The organism is Bradyrhizobium sp., assembly GCF_028868675.1.
Taxonomy (GTDB): domain Bacteria; phylum Pseudomonadota; class Alphaproteobacteria; order Rhizobiales; family Xanthobacteraceae; genus Bradyrhizobium.
In genome coordinates this window covers 1-11,220 of record NZ_JAGWUA010000164.1, presented here as the reverse complement: position 1 = coordinate 11,220, position 11,220 = coordinate 1, and the positions used below count along the sequence as shown (strand labels likewise).

Annotated in this window: 12 protein-coding genes; all 12 read right to left on the bottom strand. The window is 65.4% G+C overall.

The features are described from left to right. The coding region (locus tag KGM94_RS19005; protein WP_300262805.1) for a DUF1467 family protein at nt 1–225 on the bottom strand (225 nt) is incomplete at its 3' end. Nucleotides 226–231: 6 nt separating this feature from the next. After that, nucleotides 232–636: a methylmalonyl-CoA epimerase gene (gene mce, locus KGM94_RS19000; RefSeq protein ID WP_300262801.1), complete on the bottom strand. Its 405-nt coding sequence runs from the start codon at nt 634–636 to the stop codon at nt 232–234. Between the two features lie 13 nt (nt 637–649). Continuing rightward, the gene (locus KGM94_RS18995; RefSeq protein WP_300262798.1) at nt 650–2,320 is read right to left on the bottom strand and encodes a ribonuclease J; all 1,671 of its coding nucleotides are present in this window, start codon (nt 2,318–2,320) and stop codon (nt 650–652) included. Next, nucleotides 2,320–3,126 carry a biotin--[acetyl-CoA-carboxylase] ligase gene (locus KGM94_RS18990; RefSeq protein WP_300262794.1) on the bottom strand — a complete coding sequence of 269 codons (807 nt, stop codon included), beginning with the start codon at nt 3,124–3,126 and terminating at the stop codon, nt 2,320–2,322. Before KGM94_RS18990 ends, KGM94_RS18995 begins: the two co-directional genes overlap by 1 nt. A 2-nt stretch (nt 3,127–3,128) precedes the next feature. Further along, complete coding sequence (nuoN, locus tag KGM94_RS18985; protein ID WP_300262791.1) at nt 3,129–4,565, bottom strand: NADH-quinone oxidoreductase subunit NuoN; 1,437 nt, start codon at nt 4,563–4,565, stop codon at nt 3,129–3,131. 23 nt (nt 4,566–4,588) lie between these two features. Beyond that, nucleotides 4,589–6,097, bottom strand: coding sequence for an NADH-quinone oxidoreductase subunit M (locus KGM94_RS18980; protein ID WP_300262788.1), 1,509 nt, complete (start codon nt 6,095–6,097; stop codon nt 4,589–4,591). A 1-nt stretch (nt 6,098) separates the two neighbouring features. Beyond that, entirely contained in the window at nt 6,099–8,168 is a 2,070-nt protein-coding gene (gene nuoL, locus KGM94_RS18975; protein WP_300262785.1) for an NADH-quinone oxidoreductase subunit L, read from the bottom strand. Nucleotides 8,169–8,176: 8 nt separating this feature from the next. Beyond that, the gene (gene nuoK / locus KGM94_RS18970) at nt 8,177–8,485 is read right to left on the bottom strand and encodes an NADH-quinone oxidoreductase subunit NuoK (RefSeq protein ID WP_300262782.1); all 309 of its coding nucleotides are present in this window, start codon (nt 8,483–8,485) and stop codon (nt 8,177–8,179) included. After that, entirely contained in the window at nt 8,482–9,120 is a 639-nt protein-coding gene (locus tag KGM94_RS18965) for an NADH-quinone oxidoreductase subunit J (protein ID WP_300262779.1), read from the bottom strand. Before KGM94_RS18965 ends, nuoK begins: the two co-directional genes overlap by 4 nt. A gap of 9 nt (nt 9,121–9,129) precedes the next feature. After that, a complete protein-coding gene (nuoI, locus tag KGM94_RS18960; protein ID WP_300262809.1) occupies nt 9,130–9,618 on the bottom strand; it encodes an NADH-quinone oxidoreductase subunit NuoI in 489 nt (162 codons plus the stop codon). Nucleotides 9,619–9,632: 14 nt separating this feature from the next. Next, complete coding sequence (nuoH, locus tag KGM94_RS18955) at nt 9,633–10,700, bottom strand: NADH-quinone oxidoreductase subunit NuoH (protein ID WP_300262776.1); 1,068 nt, start codon at nt 10,698–10,700, stop codon at nt 9,633–9,635. A 10-nt stretch (nt 10,701–10,710) separates the two neighbouring features. Further along, on the bottom strand, nt 10,711–11,220 hold a 510-nt coding region (locus KGM94_RS18950; RefSeq protein ID WP_300262773.1), incomplete at its 5' end, for a molybdopterin-dependent oxidoreductase.

Here is an 11,220-nt window from a genome sequence, read left to right as displayed (position 1 = left end):
GGCGTGGTAGGCGGACATGCCGATCGCGAACACGACCGCCGAAATGGCGGTGGTCCAGATCAGCTTCTTGCCCATCCGTGCGAGAACCGGCGCTCCGGGATCGGTCCCCGGGGCGCCCGCATCGTCCTCGTGCTGGCTGCGCACACCGAACGGCAGCGTCACGAACAGCGTGACCCACCACAGCACGAAGTAGATCGCGAGCGCGGTGGAGATCTGGTAGGCCATGCGGGCTCAGGCCTGCTCGATCTCGACCAGCGCGCCGGAAAAGTCCTTTGGATGCAGGAACAACACCGGCTTGCCGTGGGCGCCGATCTTCGGCACGCCGTCGCCGAGCACCCGCGCGCCCTCCTTCACCAGCGTGTCGCGCGACTTGATGATGTCGACGACCTCGTAGCAGACGTGATGGATGCCGCCGTCGGCGTTGCGCTCCAGGAATTTCGCGATCGGCGAGGCCTCGCCGAGCGGCTCGATGAACTCGATCTTGGTGTTGGGCAGCGTCACGAACACCGTGATGACGCCGTGATCGGGCAGCGGCAACGCGCCCGAAATCGGCGCGCCGAACGCCGCACCATAGATCCTTGCGGCCTTGACCGCGTCCCTTGTCGCGATCGCCACATGGTTGAGCCGGCCCAGCATGTCTCTTCTCCCGTTAAACCGTCAGCACATGTACCAGACAGGGAGGCTTCTTGCCCCAGTGTTCGTTGACCGCCGCCCGCACCGCACGCCGGACCGATTCCGCAAGCGCGTCCGGATCACGGCGCCGCGGCCGCGGCAGACCTTCCACGGTCGAGACCACCACGTCGAACACGATGTCGTCAAACGCCTCGCCCGCCTTATTCTTCTCGGGCACGCCGACGAGATCAACCTCCGGGTCGTCGGCGAGCTCGCCCTGGGCCGTCATGGCGATCGCCACGAACACGCAGCCGGAGAACGCCATCCGGCGCCGTTCGACCACGGCGCGGGACTTCGCATCCTCCAGGATGGCGCCGTCCTTGTACAGCCGCCCGGTCGGGATCTCCCCGACGATGCCGGGCTCGCCGGGCCCGAGCTTCACCAGATCGCCATTGCGGCAGACCAGCACCTTGGGCACGCCGGCCGCGCGCGCGAGTCTCGCGTGCTCGTGCAGATGCAGCGCCTCGCCGTGCACGGGGATCAGGAGGCTTGGCCGCGTCCAGGCGATCATGTCGCGCAGCTCGTCGCGCCGGGGATGGCCGGAGACATGGACGAGATGGGTGCGGTCGGTGATGATCTCGACGCCTTGGGCAACCAGGTTGTTGACGATGGTGCCGACCGCCTTCTCGTTGCCCGGAATGGTGCGCGAGGAGAAGATCACGCAGTCGCCGCGATTGAGCGTGACTTCGGGATGGTCGTCATTGGCAATGCGCGCCAGCGCCGCGCGCGGCTCGCCCTGGCTGCCGGTGCAGAGCGCCAGCACCTTCTCCGCGGGAAAATGGCCATAGACGTCGGTCGAACGAAAATTCTGCACGCCGTCGAGATAGCCGGTCTCGCGCGCGACCTGCACCACGCGGTCCATGGCGCGACCGACCACGACGACCTCGCGATCGGCGGCGCGCGCCGCAGCTGCCACCGCCTTGATGCGCGCGACGTTGGAGGCGAAAGTCGTCACCGCGACGCGGCCCCTGGCGCCCTTGACGAGCTCGATGATGGTCTTGGCGACCTCGGCCTCCGAGGGCGAACGGCCTTCGCGCACGGCGTTGGTGGAATCGCCGATCAGGGCCAGCAGGCCTTCCTCGCCGAGCTCGCGCAACCGCTTCTCGTCGGTCGGCGGTCCAACGGTCGGGGTCGGGTCGATCTTCCAGTCGCCGGTGTGCAGCACGGTGCCGGCGTCGGTGTGGATCGCCAGCGCATGCGATTCCGGAATCGAATGCGCGACCGGGATGAACTCGACGTTGAAGGGACCGATATCGACGCGGGCCCCCGACGGCACCACGGTGACGGGAATTTTCGGCGGATTGCGCTCGGCGGCGCATTTGGCCTCGAACAGCGCGGCGCTGAACCTGGTCGCGTAGATCGGGCATTTCAGCCTGGGCCAGAGATCGATGATCGCGCCGAAATGATCCTCATGGGCGTGGGTGAGCACCAGCCCCATCAGGTTCTTCCGCTCGGCTTCGAGGAAGCGGATGTCGGGCATGATGAGATCGATGCCGGGCAGATGCTCCTCGTCCCCGAAGAAGACGCCGAGATCGACCGCGAGCCAGGAACGCTGATGGCGGTTGCCGAGACCGTAGATCGACAGGTTCATGCCGATCTCGCCGACCCCGCCGAGCGGCGCAAACACCAGTTCTTCGGGTCTCGCCATCACGCTGCTCCTGCGGAAGCGGCCGTGCCGAAAAACACCTCGCCCGCGGCAACAGGCACGCGCCGACCGTCGGCGGTGCGAACGATCAGGCAGCCGGCGTCGTCGATGGTATCGAAGGTGCCCTCCAGCGTCGCGCTTCCCGTATTGATCACCACCCTCTCGCCGAGGCCCGCCGCGCGGTCCAGCCAGCGCCGGCGGATCTCGCCGAAGCCGCGGCCGTCGTCCCAGATGCCCCGGAACTCCACCCACGCATCGGATAGCGCGAGGAACAGCTCTTCCGCGCTGATCTGAACGCCAAGCTCGGCGAGCGACACCGCCGGCGTCGGCAAGCCCTCGGGCGCCGCGACCACGTTCGTGCCGATGCCGACGACGACGGCGAGCTCGTCGCCGACCGCTTCCGCCTCGAGGCCGATGCCGACGAGCTTCCCGCCGCCGGCAAGCACGTCGTTCGGCCACTTCAGGGTGTATCTGGGTCCGTTCGGACCGAGACGCAGCGCGGCCTCGACGCTCACCTTGTCGAGAGCGGTCGCTTCGGCCAGCCCGGCTGCAAAACCGAGCGTCGCCGCAACGGCGGGGGCAACCTTCGTGACCTCGAGGATGGTGGCCGCAAGGTTGCCCCGCGGCGCGATCCAGGCACGCTGGCGACGGCCGCGGCCCGCGGTCTGCAAGGTCGTGACGAACCAGATCGGGCCACGTTCCCCGGCACGCGCGCGCTCCAGCGCCACCGCGTTGGTCGAGCCGGTCTGGTCGAAGGAAACGAGCCGGTAGCCCGCCTGCAGTGTCCGAGGACCGAGCGCGAAACTCATCCCTAGAACAGCGACTTGGCCGCCGCGCTCGCCATGCTGACGAGCGGCGCCGGATAGGCGAAGAAGAAGATGTTGAAGAGGCCCGTGATCGCCAGCACCGTGCGCAGCTCCACGCGCACCGGATCGACGCGCCCCGCCGGCTCGTCGAAATACATCGTCTTGACGATGGCGAGATAGTAGTAGGCGCCCACCACGCTGGAGAGCACGCCGATCACGGCCAGCGTGAACATGTTGGCCTTGACCGCCGCGACGAAGACGTACCATTTGGCGAAGAAGCCCGCGAGCGGCGGCGCACCGGCGAGCGAGAACAGCAGCATCATGAAGAAGAAGGCGAGCAGCGGGTTGGTACGTGAGAGTCCGGCGAAATCGCTGATGTTCTCGACGCTGACGCCGTTGCGCTTCATCGCCAGGATGACGACGAAGGCGCCGAGCGTCATCGCCACGTAGATCGCGATATAGACCAGCACGCCCTGCGCGCCCTCCGGCGTGCCGGCGGCAAGCCCGAGCAGCGCGAAGCCCATGTGGCCGATCGAGGAATAGCCCATCAGCCGCTTGATGTTGGTCTGCCCGATCCCGGCAAAGGCGCCGAGCAGCATCGAAGCGATCGCGACGAACACCAGGATCTGCTGCCATTCGCCGAGAATGCCCGGAAACGCCGTCAGCGTCGCACGGGTGAACACCGCGAGCGCTGCGACCTTCGGCGCGGACGCGAAGAAGGCGGTCACCGGCGTCGGCGCGCCCTCGTAGACGTCGGGCGTCCACATGTGGAACGGCACCGCCGAGACCTTGAAGCAGAGGCCCGCGAGCAGGAACACCAGGCCGAACACCAGGCCGACGTTGGCGGTCTTGGCCGATGCGGCAATGCCGGCGAAGCTGATCGTGCCGGTGAAGCCGTAGATCAGCGAGGAGCCGTACAGCAGCATGCCCGAGGACAGCGCACCCAGCACGAAGTACTTCAAGCCGGCTTCGGTCGATTTGGCGTTGTCGCGGTTCGACGCCGCCACGACGTAGAGCGCGAGCGACATCAGCTCGAGCCCGAGATAGAGCGAGATCAGGTCGCCGGCCGAGATCAGCACCATCATGCCGAGGGTCGAGAGCAGCACCAGGATCGCATATTCGAAGATGCGCCGCGACGGATCGGCCAGGAACTCCGTCGAGATCACCAGCGTCACGCCCGATCCGATCAGCGCCAGGACCTTCAGGAAGCGCGCAAAGTCGTCGACGATGAAGCTGCCGCCGAAGGTCACGAGCTTGCCCGCGGGCAGCCACAGCTCCAGTACGCCCGTTGCGACCAGGAGCAGCACCGCGAGCGTGGTGACCGCCTTCGTCGTCCCCTGCCCGCGATAGGCGCCGAGCATCAGGAGCGCCATGCTGCCGACCGCGAGCACGAGCTCGGGCACTACCGGCGCCAGTTGATAACCTGCAGTCTCAAAGCTCATGGCGATATCCTCACCCTGCCGCGTTACTGCAGCAGCGCGGCGGCCTTAACGGCCGTCACCGCAGTGTTGTAATTGTTGACGAGTTGCTGGACCGAAGCGGCCGACATGTCGAGCACCGGCTTCGGATAGACGCCGAACAGGATGGTCAGCGCGACCAGCGGAAACAGCGTCAGGCTCTCGCGGAAGGTGAGGTCCTTGATGCTCATCAGCGACGGCTTCACCAGTGCCCCGAACACGATCTTGCGGTAGAGCCAGAGCGCATAGGCCGCCGACAGGATGACGCCCGTGGTGGCGAAGAACGCGGTCGGGATCGAGACCTTGAAGGTGCCGAGCAGCGTCATGAATTCGCCGATGAAGCCGCTCGTGCCGGGCAGACCGACATTGGCCATGGTGAAGACCATGAACACCAGTGCGTACAGCGGCATCCGGTTCACGAGGCCGCCATAGGCCGCGATCTCGCGGGTGTGCATGCGGTCGTAGACGATGCCGACGCAGAGGAACAGCGCGCCAGAGACAATGCCGTGCGAGATCATCTGGAACACGCCGCCGGCGACGCCCTGCATGGTACCGGCGAAGATACCCATGGTGACGAAGCCCATATGGGCCACCGACGAGTACGCGATCAGCTTCTTCATGTCCTCCTGCATCAAGGCGACCAGCGAGGTGTAGATGATGGCGATGGTCGAGAGCGTGAAGATCAGCGGCGCGAAATCGTGCGAGGCGAGCGGGAACATCGGCAGCGAGAAGCGCAGGAAGCCGTAGCCGCCCATCTTCAGGAGGATCGCAGCCAGGATCACCGAGCCCGCGGTCGGCGCCTCGACATGCGCGTCCGGCAGCCAGGTGTGCACCGGCCACATCGGCATCTTCACCGCGAAGGAGGCGAGGAAGGCGAGCCACGCCCAGGTCTGCAAGGACCGCGGCACGGCGGTGTGCATCAGGGTCGGAATGTCGGTGGTGCCGCCGTTCCAGTACAGCGCCATGATCGCGAGCAGCATCAGGACTGAGCCGAGCAGCGTGTAGAGGAAGAACTTGAACGAGGCATAGACCCGGCGCGGACCGCCCCACACACCGATGATCAGGAACATCGGGATCAGGCCGCCCTCGAAGAACAGGTAGAACAGCACGAGGTCGAGCGCGGCGAAGGTGCCGACCATCAGCGTTTCCAGGATCAGGAACGCCATCATGTATTCGCGAACCCGCTGCTGGACCGACTTCCAGCTCGCGATGATGCAGAACGGCATCAACGCGGTGGTCAGGATCACGAAGGGCAGCGAGATGCCGTCCACCCCCATGTGGTAGGCGATGCCGGCCGCAAGCCAGTTCGTCCTCTCGACGAACTGGAAGTCGGCGACCGACGGATCGAAGCGCCAGACCAGGAGCAGCGACACCGCGAAGGTGATCAGCGTGGTCCAGAGCGCGATCCAGCGCGCGTTGCCCTTGGCGGCCTCGTCGTCGCCGCGGCTGAGATAGACGATCAGCGCGCCGACCAGCGGCAGGAAGGTTGTGACGGACAGGATGGGCCAGGTCGTCATCTTACTGGCCTCCAAAGCCGAACATGAACCAGGTGATCAGGCCGGCGACGCCGATCAGCATGGCGAATGCGTAGTGATAGAGATAGCCGGTCTGAATCCTGACGACCTGACGGGTGAGATCGAGCACGCGCGCCGAGACGCCGTCGGGGCCGAACCCGTCGATGACGAAGCCGTCGCCCTTCTTCCAGAGCTGATAGCCGATCCACTTCGCGGGCCGCACGAAGATGATTTCGTACAGCTCGTCGAAATACCACTTGTTGAGCAGGAAGCGGTACAGCAACGGCTGGGTTTCCGCGAGCTCGACCGGCAGGTACGGCCGGCGGATGTAGAACAGGTAGGACACCAGGAAGCCCAGCACCATCATCACCGTCGGCAGGAAGGCGACGGTCTCGGGGATGTGGTGCATCTCCTCGACGATGTGCGGGTTCATCTTCACGGACTCGCGGAAGAACTCCTCGATGCCGTGACCGGCGAACAGCTCCTTGAACGGGAAGCCGGCGGCGATCGAGCCGACCGCAAGGATGCCGATCGGGATCAGCATCCAGGCCGGGCTCTCATGCGCCGCCTCGTAGTGATGCTCGTCATGCGGCTCGCCGTGGAAGGTCTTGAAGATCAGGCGCCACGAATAGAACGAGGTCAGGCCCGCGGCGACGACGGTCAGGAGGAAGCCGTAGAGCGCGAACGGATTGTGCGAGGCGTAGGCGGACTCGATGATCGCGTCCTTGGAGAAATAGCCGGCGGTCAGCGGGAAGCCGGTCAGCGCCAGCGTGCCGATCACCATCACCGCGTAGGTGTAGGGAATCTTCCGCCACAGGCCGCCCATGTTGCGGATGTCCTGCTCGTGATGCATCGCGTAGATCACCGAGCCGGAGCCCAGGAAGAGCAGCGCCTTGAAGAAGGCGTGCGTGAACAAGTGGAACATGCCGACCGAATAGGCCCCCGCCCCCATCGCCACGAACATGTAGCCGAGCTGCGAACAGGTCGAATAGGCGACGATGCGCTTGATGTCGTTCTGGACGAGGCCGATGGTCGCGGCGAAGAACGCCGTGGTCGCGCCGATGAACATCACCGCGGCCTGCGCGTCGGGCGCGAGTTCGAACAGCGGCGACAGGCGCGCCACCATGAAGACGCCGGCGGTGACCATGGTCGCGGCGTGGATCAGCGCCGAGACCGGGGTCGGGCCTTCCATGGCGTCCGGCAACCAGGTGTGCAGCAGGAACTGCGCCGACTTGCCCATCGCGCCCATGAACAGCAGCAGGCAGGTCAGGGTCAGCGCGTCCGCGTGCCAGCCGAGGAAGTCGATGGTCTTGCCGGTGAGTCCCGGCGCGGCATGGAAGATGGTCTCGAAATCGGTCGAGCCGGCGAGCATGAAGATCGCGAAGATGCCGAGCGCGAAGCCGAAATCGCCGACGCGGTTGACCACGAAAGCCTTGATCGCCGCCGCATTCGCCGACGGCTTCCGGTACCAGAAGCCGATCAGCAGGTAGCTCGCCAGACCCACGCCCTCCCAGCCGAAGAACATCTGCACGAGGTTGTCGGCCGTCACCAGCATCAGCATGGCGAAGGTGAACAGCGAGAGATAGCCGAAGAAGCGCGGCCGGTTCGGATCCTCGTCCATGTAGCCGATGGAATAGAGGTGGACGAGCGAGGACACGGTGTTGACCACGACCAGCATCACCGCGGTCAGCGTGTCGACGCGCAGCGCCCAGGCGACCTGCAGGTCGCCCGAGTTGATCCACGGCAGGAGCGCGATCCGCGCATCATGATGCATGAAGCCGACGTCGACCAGGGTGAACCAGGACAGGCCCGCGGACACGAACAGCAGCGCCGTCGTGATCAGCTCGGCCGCGCGCGAGCCCGCCGCCGCCGGCTCGGCGACGTGGTGGTCGTCGTGACCGTGGTCGTCATGTCCATGGTCGTCATGGGCCGCCGACGCATGGCCATGGCCGTGCGCGTCGTCGTGATGCTCGACGGTATCGCCGCTGGGGTTGCGGCCATGCGCGCCGAAAATGGCGATCAGGCCGGCGAGGATGGCGCCGAGCAGCGGCAGAAAGACAATCGCCTGAACCATGGGAAAGCTCAGCCCTTCATCAGATTGACGTCCTCAACCGCGATCGAGCCGCGGTTGCGGAAATAGACCACCAGGATGGCGAGGCCGATCGCAGCCTCGGCAGCGGCGACCGTCAGCACCAGGAGCGCGAAGACCTGCCCGACGATGTCGCCGAGGAAGGTCGAGAAGGCCACCAGGTTGATGTTGACGGCGAGCAGGATCAGCTCGATCGACATCAGGATGATGATGATGTTCTTTCGGTTGAGGAAGATGCCGAGAATCCCGAGCGTGAACAGGATCGCGCCGACGGCGAGGTAGTGTCCGAGCCCGATCGTCATTTCACCCACTCCGCCGCATCGGCATCCGAAAGCCCCTGCCCCGACGCCACCTTGCGCATCGCCATCGCCATTTCGGGCGTGCGCGCGTTCTGCACGTTGATGTCCTGCCGCTTGACGCTGGCCTTGTGTCGCAGCGTCAGCACGATGGCGCCGATCATCGCGACCAGCAGCACCATGCCGGCGAGCTGGAAGTAATGGATGTACTTCGTGTAGAGCACGAGCCCGAGCGCCTCGGTGTTGGGAACGTTGGCCGGGATCGCCGCCGTGATCGTCTTGGTGACGCCGGGATTGATGACCCAGAAGCCGACGGTCAGGAGCAGCTCGAACAGGAAGATGCCGCCGATCACGAGGCCAACCGGCAGGTACTCGATGAAGCCCTCGCGCAGCTCGAGGAAATCGACGTCGAGCATCATGATCACGAACAGGAACAGCACCGCGACCGCACCGACATAGACGACGATCAGGATCATCGCCAGGAACTCGGCGCCCATCAGCACGAACAGGCCGGAGGCGTTGACGAAGGCCAGGATCAGATAGAGCACGGAGTGCACGGGATTGCGCGAGACAATCACCATCACCGCCGAGGCGACGCAGACGCCGGCAAAGAGATAGAAGAACAGCGCAGGAAGGATCATGCCCTCACCTCACCGGTACGGCGCGTCGAGCTCGATCGCCTTGGCGATCTCGCGTTCCCAGCGGTCGCCGTTGGCGAGCAGCTTGGCCTTGTCATAGTAGAGCTCCTCGCGGGTCTCGGTCGCGAATTCGAAATTCGGGCCCTCGACGATGGCGTCGACCGGGCAGGCCTCCTGGCACAGCCCGCAATAGATGCACTTCACCATGTCGATGTCGTAGCGCACGGTGCGGCGGGTGCCGTCGTTGCGGCGGGGCCCCGCCTCGATGGTGATGGCCTGCGCCGGGCAGACCGCCTCGCAAAGCTTGCAGGCGATGCAGCGCTCCTCGCCGTTGGGATAGCGGCGCAGCGCATGCTCGCCGCGGAAGCGCGGCGAGATCGCCCCCTTCTCGAAGGGATAGTTCAGGGTCGGCTTCGGCTGGAAGAAGTAGCGCATCGTGAGGACGAACGCCGATACGAATTCCGACAGAAGCAGCGAGCGTGCAGTGGCGTTGACGTTGATACCCATGGCGATCCTCACTTCGGCGCGATGTCGGCGAAATGCAGCACGCCCGCCACCACGATCACCATCGCCAGCGACAGGGGCAGGAACACCTTCCAGCCCAGCCGCATCAGTTGATCGTAGCGGTAGCGCGGCACGATCGCCTTCGCCATCGCGAACAGGAAGAACATGAAGAACAGTTTCAGGGAGAACCAGACGATGCCCGGCACCCAGTTGAACGGCGGCAGGTCCACCGGCGGCAACCAGCCTCCCAGGAACAGGATCGTCGCCATCGCACACATCGTGCAGATCGCGACATACTCGCCGAGCATGAACAGCAGATACGGCGTCGAGCCGTATTCGACCATGAAGCCGGCGACGAGTTCGGATTCCGCTTCGACCAGGTCGAACGGCGGACGGTTGGTTTCCGCCAGCGCCGAAACGTAGAACACCACGAACATCGGGAACAGCGGCCAGACGTACCAGTTCAGGATGGTGAGTTGCGGCAGGCCGATCAGGCTGCCGATGCCGCGCGCATGCTGCGCTTCGACCACCGCCGACAGGTTCAGCGTGCCGGCGCAGAGCAGCACCGTGATGATGACGAAGCCGATCGAGACTTCGTACGACACCATCTGTGCCGCCGAGCGCAGGGCGGCAAGGAAGGGATATTTCGAGTTCGACGACCAGCCGGCCATGATGATGCCGTAGATCGACAGCGACGAGATCGCGAAGATGTAGAGGATGCCGACATTGATGTCGGAGATCACCCAGCCGAGGTTGGTCGGGATCACCGCCCAGGCGGCGAGCGCCAGCACGCACGACACCAGGGGAGCAAGCAGGAAGACGCCCTTGTTGGCGCCGGCCGGGATGACCGGCTCCTTCAGCACGAACTTCAAGAGGTCGGCGAAGGACTGGAACAGGCCCCAGGGGCCGACCACGTTCGGGCCGCGGCGGATCTGCACCGCCGCCCAGATCTTGCGGTCGGCGAGCAGGATGTAGGCGATCGCGACCAGCAGCACGACGAGCAGCAGGACGCTCTCGGCGAGCATGATAATCAGCGGCCAGAGGAAACCGGTCCAGAATGCGCTTTCGAAGAATTCCATCAGATCACGCTCACTCCGCTGCGGTCAGCATCTGCCCGGAGGCAAGCCGCGAGCATTCCGCCATCACGGCGGACGCACGCGCGATTGGGTTGGTCAGGTAAAAGTCCTCGATCAGGGGCTTGAACGGCGCCTTCTCCGGCGTGCCGCCCTTCCCCGCCAGCGCCTTGACCTGGTCCGCCTGGCCAGCCTCGATCTGGTCGATGCGCATCAGATGCGGCACTGCCTTGAAAACGGCCTGGCGCAGCGCGGCAAGGGAATCATAGGGCAGCTTCTTGCCCAGCGCTTCGGACAGCGCGCGGACGATCGCCCAGTCCTCGCGGGCCTCGCCCGGCGGGAACGCGGCGCGCCCGGTCATCTGCACCCGGCCCTCGGTGTTGACGTAGATCGCGGACTTCTCGGTATAGGCCGCCGCCGGCAGAATCACGTCGGCGCGGTGCGCGCCGCGGTCGCCATGGGTGCCGATATAGACCACGAAGGTGCCGTCCGGCGCCTTGATCTCGTCGGCGCCGAGCAGGAACAA